The sequence below is a fragment of the Pantoea sp. Seng genome (genome assembly GCF_009829935.1).
Classification (GTDB): Bacteria; Pseudomonadota; Gammaproteobacteria; order Enterobacterales; family Enterobacteriaceae; genus Pantoea; species Pantoea communis.
Map to the genome: position 1 here is coordinate 130020 of NZ_SZZV01000013.1, position 17830 is coordinate 147849.

Below are 17830 nucleotides of genomic sequence, written 5' to 3' on the forward strand. Positions count from 1 at the left end.
GCATCGGGTGCGGGATTAACACCGCACCCATTTTATTGCCCCACCTCTGGTGCCGGTGTCCGCTTGCCCTTCAACATATTTCTCAACGCCGGTTCAAGATATTTGGTGATAAACCAGGCCAGATAATACAGCCCGGTGGCGACCACTATTGGCATGAGCAACATGATCATCTCACTTTTAATGTGCACGTTGAGTTTTATCAGCATGGCAATCATGAGGTTTTCGTGTATCAGATAAAACGCGTAACTGGCAAAACCTATCGCGGTGAAGAATCGAAGTGATAACAGACGCTCAAGCTGTTTAGAATAAAAACTGGCAATGAAGAACAACATCACTATAAGCAGCGGGATCACCGTCAGCACCCCGGCATTCTTGACGTAATAGCTGAAATTAATCAGCATGGCAAAAGCCACAATCGCATAATGAAGCACTTTGTCACGGCCATGCATTCTTTCATACACCAGGCAGCCGATCATAAACCACGCGTAGTGAATAAAACCAAACTTAGCAATAACATCAATGAAAATGGGATGACCTAAAGATTTTAATACCGAGGAGGCGGACAGCAGTAACATGGGCACCAGCAAGCCCGGCAAGCAATATTTCCGTCCCAGTGTAAAATAGATGGCACCAATAATCAGATAGAATACCGCTTCAACGTACAGCGACCAAAATGAACCCGCCATCGATTTAAATTCAATACCGGTTATTTGTGTCAACGTTTCAGGATTAGTGAAGATAAGCCCAGGTAGCAGATTCCTGACATAGGGTGTCATAGCTGACCATTCCGGGAAAAACCCACCCACAGCATAGAGTAACAAACTGGCAATCAGCATTGCCGGAAACAGTCGCAGCCAGCGTTTTTTCAGGAAGCTGAAATAGCTATCAGACTTATCCAGCGTCATAAATATGACAAAGCCGGAGATCATGAAAAACAACTCAACACCAAGCCAGCCGAAAGAAAAAACTGGAATATGTTGTGTGAGGTTTACATAGGGCAAGAGTTCTGGCCAACGTGCATACGCGTGGTAACCAATCACCATTAAGATGGCAAGACCGCGCATTCCGTCAAGATGCTTGATGCGTGCGTGCATAATTCCCTCAGGAAAGATGTCCGGATGTGTAAATTCAACTTAGCACTGACAATTATTTACTCACAATAAGACTTATTCTGTTTAAATTATACACCGAATGCATTTAACTAATAGAATATACAATTAAACCTCACTTTAATTTGGACTTTCCAATTCAAAATAGAATGCGATTGAATGCACTAAATACAACCGCCCCCTTTTTAACGCCTCTGATTTTGGATGGTTAATATACCAATGATTAGCAAAGGCATTGAGGCTTGATAAAGGAGTTCAAGTAGTGGCGTTAATGATTGCGACACCAACTTGGGTCATTCAAACAACGTTTTCACTGGCATAAGGCCCAGGCCCGACGGATTCTCGCATCATCACTTCACCCGAGAAGCGCTGGCGATTGCTCATTTCGCCCCCGTCGAGCATCGATATCAGCCTTGCAAGTGTTTCCTGAATCATCTCCGTCACCGGCATTTTCACGCTAGAGAGCGATGGAACGGTGAAGGGGGCCAGCGGAATATCATCAAATCCCAGCACGGAGACCTGAGCAGGAACCGTAATGTTGTGCGATGCCAACGTTTTTAACGCTCCTACCGCCATATCATCATTACTGGCCACCAGTGCGCTAAACGGAATGCCCTGTTTTAACAACGTTTCTACCGCCGCTACGCCGTTTTGCGCCTGCCACTTCCCTTCAATAATCAACGCTTGCTGAACCGGAATCTGGTGTTTTGCCAGCGCCGATTGGTAGCCCGCCAGGCGCTCACGGCCGGTGGGCGAATCGAGCGAGCCGGTAATAAAGGCAATGTCACGATGCCCCAGTTTGATTAACGCTTCAACGGCGTCGGCGCTGGTGCGTTGTTGATCGGCGTAAATACAGTAGCTGTCGTGTTGCCGCAGACGACGGTTGATCACCAGAATCGGATGCGAGTGCTGATCGATGATAGCGTCCATTTCTTCAATGGTGAGAAAGCGCGGATAGATGATGACGCCGTCACAGCGCAAATCGAGCAAAAATTGAATCGCAGCACGCTCCTCTTCCGCACTGTGTTTGCCATCCACCAATAGCAGTTGTCGCCCCTGCTGCTCCATCAGTCGGGCGGAATGCTGCATGAGCTCAGTAAAATAGCTGCCGGAATAGAGGGTATTGGTGATCACCAGACCAATGGTCTGGCTCGACTTGGTTGCCAGATTTCGCGCCAGTAAATTGGGGCGAAAACCGGTTGCCGCGATAGCCTTAAACACCAATTCCCGCTTCTCTTCGCTGACATAACCGTTGCCGGACAGCACACGTGACACCGTGGCTTTAGATACGCCTGCGACCTTTGCCACCTCAACTATGGTTGCCATTTTTCACTCTGATTTACGCTCGTATCGCTGAAGTTTACCTAAGTCGCGAATTATGCGGAGAATTTTTTCACCGTAATGTTTGCCCGCTCCTCACCTCGTTATCGATCACTATCACACTTTTAAACATCAAATTTTAAACTCCTTGCCTGGTAATGATTTCATATTCATGATTTTGTGAAACCGGTTTCTCATGACTCGCAATAGATATGCGGGCAAACGTACCCCTACTCGAAAAAATCAGAGACCTACAATCCATGGCTAAAAATTATGCTGACGTTTCACGCGCCATCGTGGCTTCGCTCGGCGGCTTAACCAATATTGAAGCCGTCACGCACTGCATGACGCGCCTGCGTTTCGTGCTACGCGATACTACCCTGATCGATAACGCCACGCTGAAAGCGATTCCGGGCGTGATGGGCGTGGTGCATACCGATACGCAATGCCAGGTGATCATTGGCAATAACGTCAATCTCGCGTATCAGGAAGTGCTTAAACTCGGTACACCGAATAGCGATAACAGCGCCCCAGTGAAACGCAAAATCACTCTGCGCAGCATTGGCGCGGGCATTCTTGATGCGCTGGTGGGCACCATGTCGCCACTGATCCCGGCGATCATCGGGGGATCGATGGTCAAGCTGCTAGCAATGGTGCTGGAGATGGGCGGTGTACTGGAGAAAGGTTCGTCTACGCTGGTGATCCTGAATGTCATCGGTGACGGTGCCTTTTTCTTCCTGCCGGTAATGGTGGCGGCCTCGGCGGCACTGAAGTTCAAAACCAATATGTCATTGGCGATTGCGATTGCCGGCGTGCTGGTGCATCCCAACTTTATTGATTTGATGGCCAAAGCGGCACAAGGCCAGGTCGTGGAGTTCGCCTATATCCCGGTGACGGCGGTGAAATACACCTACACCGTCATCCCGGCGCTGGTGATGACCTGGATCCTGTCGCACATCGAATACTGGGTGGATCGCTTTACCCCTGCGGTCACCAAAAACTTCCTCAAACCGATGCTGATTGTGCTGATCGCCGCACCGATTGCCATTGTGCTGATTGGCCCGCTAGGCATCTGGATTGGTAGCGGTATTTCAGCGCTGGTTTACACCATTCATGGCTATCTCGGCTGGTTATCCGTAGCGATTATGGGCGCGTTATGGCCGCTGCTGGTGATGACCGGCATGCACCGCGTCTTCACCCCGACCATCATTCAGACCATCGCGGAAACGGGCAAAGAAGGCATGGTGATGCCCTCTGAAATCGGCGCCAATCTGTCACTCGGCGGGTCATCGTTGGCCGTAGCCTTCAAAACCAAGAATCCGGAATTGCGTCAGACCGCTTTTGCCGCAGCGGCTTCAGCGATCGTGGCTGGGATCTCGGAACCCGCGCTGTATGGTGTTGCGGTGCGACTCAAACGACCACTGATCGCCAGCCTGATCAGCGGATTTATCTGTGGCGCGGTAGCCGGCATCGGCGGGCTCGCCAGCCACTCCATGGCCTCACCCGGCTTGTTTACCAGCGTACAGTTTTTTGATCCGGCCAACCCGATGAGCATTGTGTGGGTGGGTGGCGTGATGGTGTTGTCGGTGGTGCTTTCATTTGTTCTGACCCTGATTCTTGGCTTTGAAGATATTCCGGTGAGTGAAACAGCGCAGCCTAAACCGGTTGTGGATCCTGCTAAAGCCGTCAATGTGAATTGATTAACTGAGGTTTTTTATGTCTGAAGTGACATTTCCAGAGGGATTTTTATGGGGCGGCGCGTTAGCCGCTAATCAGTCGGAGGGGAGCTATCTGGCGGGCGGTAAAGGCTTAACCACGGTGGATATGATCCCGCATGGCGAACACCGTATGCCGGTCAAACTCGGGCTGGAACCGCGCTTCACCTTGCGTGATGATGAATACTATCCGAGCCACGATGCCATCGATTTTTATCGTCGCTATAAAGATGACATCGCCTTGATGGCGGAAATGGGCTTCACGGTGTTTCGCACGTCCATCGCCTGGAGCCGCATCTACCCGAAAGGTGATGAGTTAACGCCAAATCCTAAAGGTATCGCTTTCTATCGCAGCCTGTTCGAAGAGTGCCAAAAATATGGCATCACGCCGCTGGTGACGTTATGCCATTTTGACGTACCGATGCATTTGGTTACCGAGTACGGTTCATGGCGCAACCGCAAGATGATTGAATTCTTCGCCCGCTACGCCCGCACCTGCTTTGACGCTTTCAACGGGCTGGTGAAATATTGGCTGACGTTTAACGAGATCAACATTCTGCTGCACAGCCCGTTCTCTGGCGCTGGCCTGGTCTTCGGACCAGAGGATAATCGAGAACAGGTTAAATACCAGGCGGCGCATCATGAACTGGTCGCCAGTGCGCTGGTGACGAAAATTGCACACGAGATTGACCCCGAAAATCAGGTCGGCTGCATGCTGGCGGGCGGCAATTTCTATCCGTGGTCATGTAACCCTGAAGATGTCTGGGCGGCGATGGAAAAAGATCGCGAGAACCTGTTCTTTATCGATGTGCAGGCGCGCGGTGCCTATCCTTCCTACGCAGCACGCGTGTTCCGCGAGAAAGGCATTGAGATTGAGTGGCAGGACGGTGATGCAGAACTCCTGCGTCATACCGTGGATTTTGTCTCCTTCAGCTACTACGCGTCGCGCTGTGCCTCAGCCGATATGAACGAGAAAAACAGCAGTGCGGCGAACGTGGTGAAATCGCTGACCAACCCGCACATTCCCCGGAGCGCATGGGGCTGGGGCATCGATCCCTTAGGCCTGCGCATCACCATGAACATGATGTACGACCGCTATCAAAAGCCGCTATTTTTGGTGGAAAACGGCCTGGGGGCGCGCGATGAAATCGATGCCAACGGCGAGATTCATGACGATTACCGTATCAGCTACCTGAAGCAGCACATTCAGGCAATGGGCGAGGCGATAGCCGATGGCATCCCGGTGATGGGCTACACCACCTGGGGATGCATTGATCTGGTCGCAGCCTCAACGGGCGAAATGAGCAAACGCTATGGCTTTGTTTACGTCGATCGTGATGACCAGGGTAATGGCTCACTGGCGCGCACCCGCAAAAAATCTTTCTGGTGGTATAAAAAAGTGATTGCCAGCAATGGCCGCGATTTAAGTGAATAATCTTTGCGATTCACTGCCGGGCGATGTTAGTTCGCCCGACATGTTTATATAAATACTGCATCAATTTCTCTATTAATGATTGGATCTGATTATCCTGCCAGAGTAAATAGTCCGCGTTTTACGCTATTGAACACCTGTACTCTTTTATAAATGCCGATGGTACTATTTGCGGGTTGAATCCAGCGGAATAGCGTCATGTTACGTTTTGAACCTCGTCTTCACCCTCGTGAAGTTTTATTTCTGCTTTTGGCTCAGCTTAAAGCCGCGCTGATCTGCATCGGTTCGCTGGCACTGTTGATATTGCCGCTATCCCTGCCTGCCGCTGCGGCGCAAAACCCCGCGACGAAAGATGACAAAGCCAACCGTATTGTCAGCGGCATCATTAGCTTCACCCGCTGGCCAGCGTTGCACGACGCCCCACAGTTGTGTGTGTTCAATTCTGCGCGCCACGTCAATTTTCCTGCCAGTGCCACCGCGACAGCGCTGCCCTTTAGCGTGGTCTATCTCAACAGTGAAACCGAGTTAGCCAGCAATCGCTGTGATGCCCTCTATTTCGGCGATCAGTCGCCGCAGCAACAGACCGAATTGCTCAGCCTGGAGAAAGGCCACGCCGTTCTCTCTCTGGCTGAAAATAATACCGATTGCGCCATCGGAGCCGCTTTCTGTCTTATTTTTAATGCCGATCATCCGATGTTTGCCGTAAACCTTGATTCACTGGCTCGCAGTGGCGTTCGCGTGAGTCCGGATGTGTTATTGCTGTCGCGCAAAGGAAGCCAATAAGATGAAATTTGAAAAAATTAAAAATGAAAAATCATCTATCCGCATCAGGCTGCGCAAGATCAGCATCATCAACTCCGCCGTTATCTTGTTGCTGTGCTGGTTGCTGCTGACCTCCACTTCGTTACTTTTCATCAAGCGTTATGAGAAGCGCAACCTGGAGCTGATTGCCGCGACGCTGAGCAACAGCCTGACCGCCGCCACCGTCTTTGAAGACAGTTATGACGCCCACAAAAAAATTGCCATGTTGGGCAACGAAGGCATGTTTGCTACGGCAAAACTTGTGACGGACGACCAAACGGTGCTGGTTAACTGGCAAGATCAACAGCAGCAGGATGGCTGGTATGAGAACTTCTTACGCGAATGGATCTACGCGCGCCCGCTGAGCGTGAATATTAACCATGCGGAAAATGTCGTCGGGACGTTGACGCTGGCGGGTACAGTCAAAGGGGCGACGGATTTTATCCGTTACTCGGTGATGATTTTATCCAGCGGTATGCTGTGTGTGTTAATCGTCGCCTTTATGCTAAGCGCATTCTTGCATCGGGGCATTTTGCAGACGCTGCGCAATATCACCAGCTCGATTCATTACGTCATCAGCTCGGGGGATTTTTCACTGCGAATCCCTGAAAGCCCGACCAAAGAATTTCAGCTGTTTTCGGACGATCTCAACTCGTTGTTAGCGGAGATGCAATCGCTGCAAGCTTCGTTACTGCGTGATAACCGGTCATTAGCGGCGAAAGCGTTGGAAGATCCGCTCACCGGACTGGCCAACCGCGCCGCCTTTGTCACGCAGTTAACCCGATTGCTTGATGGCCAATTCGCTCATGAGCGCTTTGTGTTGCTGTTCCTGGATGGCGATCGATTCAAGAGCATCAATGATAACTGGGGACATGCGGCGGGCGATGAGGTGCTGAAAGCCATCGGTTCCCGCCTGCTTGCACTGGCCTATAAACAGGATATGGTCGCGCGCCTCGGCGGTGATGAGTTTGCGATGTTAATAACCAGCCGCGCGACTGAGAAACAGCTGCTGCAGCTGACAGAGGAGATCAGGGAAGCCATTGCGCAGAAGATTATGATCGCGGAAGGCACACCGATAACCACCTCGGTCACAATTGGTTACGCCTGGTCGCAGCATGGCGATACGGTGCAATCAATTCTGGAACGTGCGGATATGCATATGTACAAAAACAAAGGGATAAGTAAGGTACGGGTATGAAAATCAAACTCTTTCTGCTGCTGTGTATTCTGGTGTGCGCGGGATGTCAGTCAAAAGGTCGTTTCACCGCCGCACAGATTGCAGCGATGCAAAGCGCGGGCTTTACTGAAAACATGGAAGGTTGGGGATTAGGTTTATCGGACAAAATCCTGTTTGGGGTAAATGAGTCTGAACTCACCGCGACAAGTAAAGCCAACATCGCCAATATGGCGAAAAACCTCTCAGCGACGGGCATTCAGCATGTCCGCATTGACGGTCATACGGATAATTACGGCAAGGCGGATTATAACCAGCAGTTGTCACTGAAACGTGCTGATGCTGTGGCAACACAATGGGCGTTGGGTGCGGATGTACCGCGAACCAACATCACCACCCGAGGTCTGGGCATGAGCGCCCCCATTGCCAGCAATAACAGTGCACAAGGCCGCGCGCAGAATCGCCGTGTGGCGATTGTAATTACCTCGCCTTAATCTCACCCTGGTCGAGCGCATAACGGTATAAGCGCTCGACCGCCAGATTTTTCATTTTCACTTCGCACATAATGTCGAAGTCAGTAAATGACAGCGCCCAGTCGTTTAAATCCTGATTGAAGTAGTAGTCAGAATGCGCACGCAGTTTGGTTTTTGCCACCGTTAAATCGTGCTGATCCGGGAAGCCATGTTCTGGGATTAATCCTTCCTGCGCAATCGAATAGTGTAATACCGGACGCACACCGCGCCACGATTCGATAATTAACGGGATACGCGCATCATCCGCTTTGATAAATTGATTCTCTTTCACCCAGTGATGGTGAATATCCAGCACCACCGGACAGAGATCGCGCGCCTGTAATACATCATCCAGCGAACAAGAGATTTCATCATTTTCAACCGTCAGCATATTGCGTGCTTCAGGAGAGAGACGCTGAAACGCCGCGCGAAACCCCTCGATGCCTTTTTTGCCGTTCATATGGATATTGATTTTGAAATCCTGAAACTGGCGACCATACCCCATTAACACGGCACACAGCGCATGGTACTCCACATCCTCAATTGCCCGATCCACTACCCCTTCATTATCCGAAGCGAGTACGGAATATTGTCCAGGATGGAATGAGAGACGAATGTTGTGAGCGCGGGCAAATTCGCCACAGCGGCCCAGCAGCGGCTGTAAGTCGGGCATCAGTTCGCTGTAGATGGCGGTGGCCTCTGGTACGGTATACAGCGGCAACAGGTCGCTGCCAATCCGCATCATGCGCATCGCATCCGGCAGTTTCGCCAGTTGTTGCAGCGTGAGGAATTGGTTTTCGAGGTTGTTGGTTGCCAGCTGCGACAGTAAACGCGCTTGTTCTTCGCGATCAAGACTCAGGAAACGCGTACGCGTGGTGATTTTAAACGGAAACGGCTGCTTAGCCTGTGCATCGAAGTACTTACACGCAAAACCCAATTTCATTTCAGTCTCCCTTAGAGCAGGCTGAAAGTGTAGCTTGCTCCAGGGAAAGTGCACGGACAGCGGCAGGGCTGCCGCTGTCCGTAGGGTTACACGCTTGGAAAAGTAATGTTGCTGCCCGGTGCTTCGCGATGCAGATGGATAAAGTTCAGGTGACGTTCGTAGTGATCGAGAATATCGATAATCACCTGCTCCTTGTTGTAATCCATCAAATCGTTGCCCTGGCTACCTTCCAGCAGGAATGTCTCCAGACGGTAATAGGTCGATTTACCACTGCGCGCTCGATAGGTAAAGCCCGGCACCGAATACTGCTGCGGCCAGATCTGATACACGAAATCTTGCTCTTCACCCAGCAGCACGCGCAAATCCAGATAACCTAACGGATGGCCCTCTTCCGGCTCCACGCGGTCCAGTGAAACCCGACCGCCGCGCAACTCCAGTTCTTTCGCCACATCCTGCATTGCCGGGAACAAGACGTTCTCCATCATTTGCTGGGTGTAGCGTGTGCCTGGATAGTTCATCAGACGCGACAGACGTTTCTTCCAGCTCAGGCGATCGTTGCTGGCCGGAATGTACGGTGCCGTTTCACGACTGGCGCTGGCGCGGCGATGGTCTTCCACTTTGAGAGACTTATACAAACCGGCCATCACAAAGAAAATCACAAAGCTGAACGGCAGTCCCATGATCACCGTGGCATTCTGCAGCGCAGAAATACCGTTGGTCATCAACATACCCATGGTCAGAACACCAATCGCCACTGACCAGAAGATACGCAGCCAGTTCGGTGCATCACTGTTGATGTCTTTCAGCTTCGAAGTGAAGTTACCCAACACTAGTGAACCGGAATCCGCTGAGGTGACGTAGAACAGCATGCCGGTAATGGTGGCGACCGAAGCGCTGAACTTAAACGCCGGATACTGCGCCAGCAGGCTGTAGAAGCCACGTTCTGCATGCGCCATCACTTCCTGAGCAAAGCCGGCATCACCGTGGATAATTTCATACAGCGCGGCGTTACCAAAGACCGACAGCCACAACAGCGTGAAGGTGAACGGAATAATCAGCGTACCGAGCACGAACTCACGGATAGTGCGACCACGTGAAATACGCGCCAGGAACAAGCCAACAAACGGGGACCAGGCGACCCACCATGCCCAGAAGAACAACGTCCAGCTGTTCATCCACTCTCTTGGCTGATCAAACGCAAAGGTGTTCAGCGTCATGCCCATAAAGCGGTTGATGTAATCACCGACATTGAGCACCAGCGCATTCAGCAGGAAGTCGGTTTTGCCCATGAACAGCACAAACAGAATCAGCCCCAATGCCAGCGCAACGTTGAGTTCCGACAGAATACGGATGCCTTTATCCACGCCAGAGGTCACGGAAATGGTGGCGATAATCACCGACAGCACAATTAATGCGGCCTGCGCGGTAAAGCCTTCCGGAATATCGAACAACACGTTCAGGCCATAATTGAGCTGAACCACGCCGATCCCTAAGGTGGTGGCGATGCCGAAGATGGTCCCCACTACCGCTGCAATATCCACGGTATGGCCAATCGGCCCGTTAATACGTTTGCCAAAGATTGGATACAGCGCAGAACGGATGGTGAGCGGCAAATTGTAGCGGTAGCTAAAGTACCCCAGCGCGATCCCCATCAGCGCGTACATTGACCAGCCAGTTACGCCGTAGTGGAACAGCGTCCAGACCATCGCCTGACGCGCGGCTTCCATGGTTTGTCCGGCGCCTTCAGGCGGTTGCATGTACTGCGTGACCGGTTCGGCCACTGAGAAGAACATCAGATCGATACCGATACCGGCCGCAAACAGCATCGCTGACCAGCTTAATAAGCTGAATTCTGGTTTGGATTGCTCTGGCCCGAGCTTGATGGCGCCGTAACGTGAACAGGCCATGTAGATAACGAAAACGATATACAGCGTCGCGGCCAGCATGTAGTACCAGCCAAACGTAGCGGTAACCCAGTTAACCGCAGTCTGAATCAAGCTGGCAGCCAGCTCGCTGTAAAAAATAGTGACAAGTGAAAATGTCAGAATCAGTCCGGCTGAGGTGTAGAACACCACAGGATTGATTCTGTCTTTTTCACTGGCAGGTGGATTAATCATCGATGACCTCTGGTTAATTTCCTGTGATGACTCAATGGATTAGCGTGACCTGTCTGCCAGGCCTTGTTGTTATCAGTACCCCTGTTGTCCCTCCCTGTAGTGCTTTCTTCTGACGATGAGCCGCATAGCCCGGTTCACCGCTGCGCTTTTGTAACAATCGAAGCACAGTATCCTAACAAAATTCTTTTTTATATTGAACGTGCAATCAAAAAAAGTTTAAATAGTCCTCTGACATTGTGGTGGAGCTGGAGTCATGCCAAAGGTGGGAATGCAGCCGATTCGTCGTCGGCAGCTGATTGATGCAACCCTCGATACGATTAACGAGGTAGGAATTAATGACGCAACTATTGCGCAGATTGCCCGCCGTGCGGGGGTTTCGACCGGCATCATCAGCCACTACTTCAAGGACAAGAACGGTTTGCTGGAAGCTACTATGCGCGATATCACTCGTCAGTTACGTGATGCCGTGGCTGCCCGCCTGAAACCGTTGGCGGGCGCGAAGACCGAAGCACGCTTGCTGGCGATTGTCGAAGGTAACTTCGATGACACGCAGGTGCACAGCGCGGCGATGAAAGCCTGGCTGGATTTCTGGGCCAGCAGCATGCATCAGCCGCAGTTGGGTCGTCTGGAACGGGTCAGTAGTCGACGCCTGTTTTCAACCCTCGCCGCCGAGTTTCACCGTGAATTGCCGCGTGAACAGGCACGACTGGCGGCTCACGGATTGGCATCGCTAATCGATGGCCTTTGGCTGCGAGCTGCGCTCAGCGGTCTGCCCTTCAATATCGATGTCGCCAAAACGCTCACCACCCAATTTATCCGTCAGCAACTTGCTGGCGCACTGAATCACTGAGGAAGGAGAAATTATGTCCCGATTCACCGAACAGCAGCTGTATATCGATGGTCAGTTCATTGCGGCGAGCGCAGGTAATACATTCCAGACCATCAACCCGGCCAATGGCGAAGTTCTGGCCGAAGTACATGAGGCGGAACAGGCCGATGTTGATCGTGCCGTCGCTGCCGCGCAAAAAGGCCAGAAAGTTTGGGCCGCGATGACCGCCATGGAGCGTTCACGTATTCTGCGCCGTGCCGTCGATATCCTGCGTGAGCGCAACGACGAGTTAGCCGCGCTGGAAACCCTCGACACCGGTAAACCGCTGAGCGAAACCCAATATGTGGACATCGTAACCGGTGCTGACGTGCTGGAATATTACGCCGGGCTGATCCCGACGCTGGAAGGCCAGCAGATCCCACTGCGCGACACGGCGTTTGTTTATACCCGTCGTGAACCGCTCGGCGTGGTCGCTGGTATTGGTGCGTGGAACTACCCGATTCAGATCGCTTTGTGGAAATCTGCCCCTGCGCTGGCAGCAGGTAACGCGATGATCTTTAAACCGAGTGAAGTCACTCCACTGACTGCACTGAAGCTGGCAGAAATTTACACCGAAGCGGGCGTGCCTGCCGGCGTATTCAATGTGCTGAACGGTCGTGGCGCGGTCACTGGTCAACAGCTGACTGACCATCCGGGCATCGATAAAGTCTCCTTTACCGGCGGCGTGGCCAGCGGCAAAAAAGTGATGGCGAATGCTGCGGGCTCCACCTTGAAAGAAGTCACTATGGAATTGGGTGGCAAATCGCCGCTGATTATCTTTGATGACGCCGATCTCGATCTGGCCGCCGACATCGCCATGATGGCCAACTTCTACAGCTCAGGCCAGGTCTGCACCAACGGTACGCGCGTGTTTATCCCGGCAAAATTCCAGGCCGCGTTTGAAGCGAAAATCGCTGAACGTGTTGCACGCATCAAAGCGGGTGACCTCAACGATCCTCACACCAATTTCGGCCCGCTGGTGAGCTTCCCCCATCGTGACAACGTGATGCGTTATATCGAATCCGGTATCAACGAAGGCGCGCGTCTGCTGTGCGGCGGCAAACGTCTGAGCGGCGCCGATTTCGATGACGGAGCCTGGGTTGAACCGACCGTATTCACCGACTGCCGTGATGAAATGACCATTGTGCGTGAAGAAATCTTCGGGCCGGTGATGTCGATTCTGACTTACGAAAGCGAAGAAGAAGTGGTACGTCGCGCCAATGCCACCGATTTCGGTCTGGCTGCGGGCGTAGTGACGCAAGACCTGAACCGCGCACACCGCGTGATTCACCAGATCGAAGCGGGTATCTGCTGGATCAACACCTGGGGCGAATCTGCCGCCGAAATGCCGGTGGGCGGCTACAAGCACTCTGGTATTGGCCGTGAGAATGGCCTGATGACCTTGCAAAACTACACCCAGGTGAAGTCGGTGCAGGTCGAGTTATCCCGTTTTCAGTCCGTATTTTAATTGAGCTTTAACCTGAGGAGCGACTAATGGAATTTGATTACATCATTATCGGAGCCGGATCCGCAGGGAACGTTTTGGCAACAAGACTGACCGAAGACAGCAGCGTGAATGTGCTGCTTTTAGAAGCGGGTGGCCCTGACTACCGCTTCGATTTCCGCACGCAGATGCCAGCCGCGCTGGCTTATCCGCTACAGGGAAAACGCTATAACTGGGCGTATGAAACCGAGCCAGAACCGCATATGAATAACCGCCGCATGGAGTGCGGACGCGGTAAAGGTCTGGGCGGATCATCGCTGATCAATGGTATGTGTTATATCCGCGGCAACGCGATGGATCTCGATAACTGGGCGCAGCAGCCTGGGCTGGAAAGCTGGAGCTACCTGAACTGCCTGCCCTACTATCGCAAGTCAGAAACCCGCGATATTGGCGCCAATGACTATCACGGCGGTGAAGGCCCGGTCAGCATCACCACCTGTAAACCCGATAACAATCCGCTGTTTGCCGCGATGATTGAAGCCGGTGTTGAAGCAGGCTATCCGCGCACGGAAGATTTGAACGGCTATCAGCAGGAAGGCTTCGGACCGATGGATCGCTTCGTCACGCCGAAAGGTCGTCGATCCAGCACCGCGCGTGGCTATCTCGATACCGCCAAAAAGCGTCCAAACCTGAAGATCGTCACCCATGCCACCACCGATCGCATCCTGTTTGAAGGCAAGCGCGCGGTGGGCGTGGAATATTTGCAGGGATCGGGCAACACGCCACATCAGGTGCATGCGCGACGTGAAGTTTTGCTGTGCGCCGGTGCCATCGCCTCGCCGCAGATTCTGCAACGTTCTGGCGTGGGCGCTGCTGCGCTGCTGAACAAATTCGACATTCCGGTGGTACATGATCTGCCGGGCGTCGGCGAAAACCTGCAGGATCACCTCGAAATGTACCTGCAGTACGAGTGCAAAGAGCCGGTGTCACTCTATCCGTCGTTGAAATGGTGGAACCAGCCGAAGATCGGTGCAGAGTGGCTGTTCAACGGCACTGGCATCGGTGCCAGCAACCATTTTGAAGGCGGTGGCTTTATTCGCAGCCGCGAAGAGTTTACCTGGCCGAACATTCAGTATCACTTCCTGCCAGTAGCGATTAACTACAACGGCTCTAACGCCGTTGAAGCGCACGGTTTCCAGTGTCACGTAGGTTCAATGCGTTCACCGAGCCGTGGGCATGTGCAGATTAAATCGCGCGATCCGCGTCGTGATCCGGCCATTTTGTTCAACTACATGGCGCATGAACAGGACTGGCATGAGTTCCGTGACGCGATTCGTATTACGCGTCAAATCATCAATCAGCCTGCGCTGGATAAGTATCGCGGCAAAGAAATCACTCCGGGCCTCGATTGCCAGACTGATGAACAGCTGGATGAGTTTGTGCGTAACCATGCCGAGACCGCCTATCACCCGTGTGGCACCTGCAAAATGGGCAGCGATAGCATGGCGGTGGTTGATGGCGAGGGTCGTGTGCATGGATTGCAGGCGTTGCGCGTGGTAGATGCGTCAATTATGCCGCTGATCATCACTGGCAACCTGAATGCCACCACCATCATGATCGGTGAAAAGATCGCGGATAACATTCGTGGTCGTCAACCGTTGCCGCGCAGTGAAGCAGATTACTTCGTCGCTGGCGATATGCCGGTGCGTGGTGAACCGAAGCGCGCTTAACCGTTTATATCAGGGTGGCTCTCGTCACCCTGCTCTTTTCCCGCTAGCTTTGCAGATAAGCCATAATCAGCCGTTGTAACTCAAGCTTAATGTCATCTGAGCCCAGTTGATCACGTCTTGCGGCATCATGCACCCCCTTTTACAACTTAAAGCAGGGAGGTTCGTCATATTCTGCAGTGACTGACGCTCACTTCTTTCCTGTAGATTGATGACGCACAATTGCCGGCATTTAGCGTATTGATGCAGCTTTAAAGTATGTTGTAACTAGTAACGTGTTCGTTTTACGCCTTGTGGTAAAACTCATTCCCACTCAATCGCCTGTAAAAATCGTTCAAGAATGGCATTCTGGCTGCGCCCTTTGCGTGTCACCACGGCGATCTTGCTGGTGAAGTGGAAACGTTCCGGTGCGATGGCGTGCATCATCTTTTTCTCCACCCACTGTGCGGCATAGTGGTCAGGCAAGAAACCGATAAAGCGGCCGGTGAGAATCAAAAAGGCAATGCCTTCGCGGTCGGTTGCCGTGGCATTGCAATTGAGTTTCTGGTGCATGGCAATCGCTTCTGCCGTCATGCGAAAAGCGGGTGCGATGGCATCACATCCCTTCAGTTGCGCTTCATCTGGCTCGAGGGAAAACAACGCATGGGTGTTGCTACAGTAAAGCTGCGACCGCTCATCATATAACGGCATGTAATCCAGGCCGGAAATCGGCGAAGTGACTGGCAGCGCACCGACGTGCAAGCGACCATCCAGCAGCCCTCTTTCAATCTCTGCGGCCGTCATCATGCTGATATTGAGCCGAATATCGGGACCTATCTCATGCAGTTTCTCCAGCGCATGGGTAATTTTCATGCGTGGTTGCGTGACCAGATTATTGATAATCCCGATATTCAAATCCCCGCGCAGCTGCTTATGCATCTGATTAACCTGCAGGCGAAACTGCTCGATAGCCGCCATCATACTTTCGCTGTGTCGCAGGATCTCACGCCCTTCTTCGGTCAAGGCAAAACCCGCCCGTCCGCGTTGACACAATCGCATGCCAAGTCGCTTTTCAAGATCGCCCATGTGCAGGCTAATGGCCGATCGCGTCATGCCCAACAAACTTTCTGCTGCAGAGAAGCTGCCGCTCTCATTCACAGTTTTAAACAGGCGCAATAATTTGAGATCAAAGTCGGTGACCTGCGCAAGCGATTTGCTTTTCATATAGGTGAGTAAATTAATAACTGAAGATGAATTAATAGGGATTTAACTTAACTAACCGTTAAATGCAAACTCTTCATACACCTGTCTGGAGAAACATCATGTCTGATGCTGTCAACACTACCGATCTCAATCTGCAAGCGCACTGGATGCCGTTTACTGCCAACCGGAATTTCCAGCGCGATCCCCGTATCATTGTCGGCGCACAGGGCCGCTGGCTGAATGATGATAAAGGACGGCAGATTTTTGATAGCCTTTCCGGTTTATGGACCTGTGGCGCGGGACACTGCCGCAGTGAAATCCAGCAGGCGGTGGCGAAACAACTGGGTATGCTCGATTATTCCCCCGGCTTCCAGTACGGCCATCCGCTGTCATTTCAGCTGGCAGACAAGATTGCCCAGCATATGCCGGGTGATCTAAACCATGTGTTCTTCACCGGATCGGGTTCGGAATCAGCAGACACGGCGGTGAAGATGGCGCGCGCTTACTGGCGCATCAAAGGCCAGCCGGCGAAAACCAAATTTATCGGACGCGCGCGAGGTTACCACGGCGTGAATATCGCCGGAACCAGCCTGGGCGGCATTGGCGGCAATCGTAAGATGTTCGGTCAGTTTATGGACGTTGACCATATTCCACATACGCTGCAAACCGATCTGCCCTTCACTGCTGGCCAGGCCGAAACCGGCGGTGTGGCGTTGGCTAATGAGATGCTGAAATTGATTGAGCTGCATGATGCTTCTAACATCGCCGCCCTGATTGTTGAGCCTCTTTCCGGCTCTGCGGGGGCGATTATCCCACCGGTAGGCTATCTGCAACGCTTGCGTGAAATCTGCACCCAGCACGATATTTTACTGATCTTCGATGAGGTCATTACCGGTTTTGGCCGCATGGGCCGCTGGAGCGGCGCTGAGTATTTTGGCGTCATGCCCGATATTCTCAATTTCGCCAAGCAGATCACCAATGGCGCGGTGCCGCTAGGTGGCGTGGTCGCCAGCAGCGAAATCTACAACACCTTTATGGCGCAAAAACTGCCAGAACACGCGGTTGAATTTGCTCACGGCTACACCTACTCTGCCCATCCGGTGGCCTGTGCGGCGGGCCTGGCGACGCTGGAGTTACTGGAACATGACGCGCTGATTGCGCAATCCGCCGAGCTGGCACCGCATTTTGCCCATGCACTGCATGCGCTGCGTGATTGCCCGAACGTCATCGATATCCGCAACTGCGGTCTGGTGGGTGCCATCCAGCTTGCTCCGCGCGGCGGCGATGCCACCATTCGGCCGTTTGAAGCGGGCATGGCGCTGTGGAAAGCCGGTTTTTATGTGCGCTTCGGTGCCGATACGCTGCAGTTTGGCCCGATGTTCAATACACAGCCTGCCGAGTTGGATCGCTTGTTTGACGCTGTAGGTGAGACGTTACATCACATAGCGTGAGGAAAATGAGTTGATTGGTCATACTTAACAACATC

The 17830-nt window shown here is 52.5% G+C and carries 14 protein-coding genes; 9 read left to right on the forward strand and 5 right to left on the reverse strand.

Going from position 1 to position 17830, the window contains the following annotated elements; genetic code table 11:
- Nucleotides 1–32 precede the first annotated feature (32 nt).
- Entirely contained in the window at nt 33–1094 is a 1062-nt protein-coding gene (locus tag FD737_RS15060) for an acyltransferase (RefSeq protein ID WP_160833889.1), read from the reverse strand.
- Nucleotides 1095–1406: 312 nt separating this feature from the next.
- On the reverse strand, nt 1407–2435 hold the full coding sequence (locus tag FD737_RS15065) for a LacI family DNA-binding transcriptional regulator (protein WP_160833890.1): 1029 nt from the start codon (nt 2433–2435) through the stop codon (nt 1407–1409).
- Between the two features lie 254 nt (nt 2436–2689).
- On the opposite strand from FD737_RS15065, the gene ascF reads away from it, so the two are divergent.
- The 5 genes from ascF to FD737_RS15090 all read left to right on the forward strand — a co-directional run bounded on the left by ascF (nt 2690) and on the right by FD737_RS15090 (nt 8045).
- Nucleotides 2690–4129, forward strand: a complete 1440-nt coding sequence (ascF, locus tag FD737_RS15070; RefSeq protein WP_160833891.1) for a PTS cellobiose/arbutin/salicin transporter subunit IIBC — start codon at nt 2690–2692, stop codon at nt 4127–4129.
- 16 nt (nt 4130–4145) lie between these two features.
- On the forward strand, nt 4146–5579 hold the full coding sequence (locus FD737_RS15075; protein WP_160833892.1) for a 6-phospho-beta-glucosidase: 1434 nt from the start codon (nt 4146–4148) through the stop codon (nt 5577–5579).
- 195 nt (nt 5580–5774) lie between these two features.
- Nucleotides 5775–6359 carry a YfiR family protein gene (locus FD737_RS15080; protein ID WP_097119131.1) on the forward strand — a complete coding sequence of 195 codons (585 nt, stop codon included), beginning with the start codon at nt 5775–5777 and terminating at the stop codon, nt 6357–6359.
- 1 nt (nt 6360) lies between these two features.
- Nucleotides 6361–7575, forward strand: coding sequence for a diguanylate cyclase domain-containing protein (locus tag FD737_RS15085; protein ID WP_058961349.1), 1215 nt, complete (start codon nt 6361–6363; stop codon nt 7573–7575).
- The gene (locus FD737_RS15090) at nt 7572–8045 is read left to right on the forward strand and encodes an OmpA family protein (RefSeq protein WP_034824042.1); all 474 of its coding nucleotides are present in this window, start codon (nt 7572–7574) and stop codon (nt 8043–8045) included. The genes FD737_RS15085 and FD737_RS15090 overlap by 4 nt, the downstream gene beginning before the upstream one ends.
- Here the strand turns inward: FD737_RS15090 and uvsE are convergent.
- Both uvsE and FD737_RS15100 read right to left on the reverse strand, forming a co-directional pair.
- Complete coding sequence (gene uvsE, locus FD737_RS15095; RefSeq protein ID WP_097119129.1) at nt 8032–9006, reverse strand: UV DNA damage repair endonuclease UvsE; 975 nt, start codon at nt 9004–9006, stop codon at nt 8032–8034. The two genes, FD737_RS15090 and uvsE, sit on opposite strands and share 14 nt — an antisense overlap.
- An 86-nt stretch (nt 9007–9092) precedes the next feature.
- A complete protein-coding gene (locus tag FD737_RS15100; protein ID WP_160833893.1) occupies nt 9093–11123 on the reverse strand; it encodes a choline transporter in 2031 nt (676 codons plus the stop codon).
- A 253-nt stretch (nt 11124–11376) separates the two neighbouring features.
- Here FD737_RS15100 and betI point away from each other — a divergent pair, with 253 nt between their 5' ends.
- Genes betI through betA form a run of 3 tightly spaced genes read left to right on the forward strand, consistent with a single transcriptional unit; the run spans nt 11377 to nt 15165 of the window.
- A complete protein-coding gene (gene betI / locus FD737_RS15105; RefSeq protein WP_034824050.1) occupies nt 11377–11973 on the forward strand; it encodes a transcriptional regulator BetI in 597 nt (198 codons plus the stop codon).
- Nucleotides 11974–11986: 13 nt separating this feature from the next.
- The gene (gene betB, locus FD737_RS15110) at nt 11987–13459 is read left to right on the forward strand and encodes a betaine-aldehyde dehydrogenase (RefSeq protein ID WP_160833894.1); all 1473 of its coding nucleotides are present in this window, start codon (nt 11987–11989) and stop codon (nt 13457–13459) included.
- A 26-nt stretch (nt 13460–13485) separates the two neighbouring features.
- Nucleotides 13486–15165: a choline dehydrogenase gene (gene betA, locus FD737_RS15115; RefSeq protein ID WP_160833895.1), complete on the forward strand. Its 1680-nt coding sequence runs from the start codon at nt 13486–13488 to the stop codon at nt 15163–15165.
- 300 nt (nt 15166–15465) lie between these two features.
- Here betA and FD737_RS15120 read toward each other — a convergent pair whose 3' ends face one another.
- Complete coding sequence (locus FD737_RS15120) at nt 15466–16365, reverse strand: LysR family transcriptional regulator (protein WP_160833896.1); 900 nt, start codon at nt 16363–16365, stop codon at nt 15466–15468.
- A 98-nt stretch (nt 16366–16463) separates the two neighbouring features.
- Between FD737_RS15120 and FD737_RS15125 the strand changes: the two genes are divergently transcribed.
- Nucleotides 16464–17795 carry an aspartate aminotransferase family protein gene (locus tag FD737_RS15125; protein ID WP_160833897.1) on the forward strand — a complete coding sequence of 444 codons (1332 nt, stop codon included), beginning with the start codon at nt 16464–16466 and terminating at the stop codon, nt 17793–17795.
- Nucleotides 17796–17830: the final 35 nt, after the last annotated feature.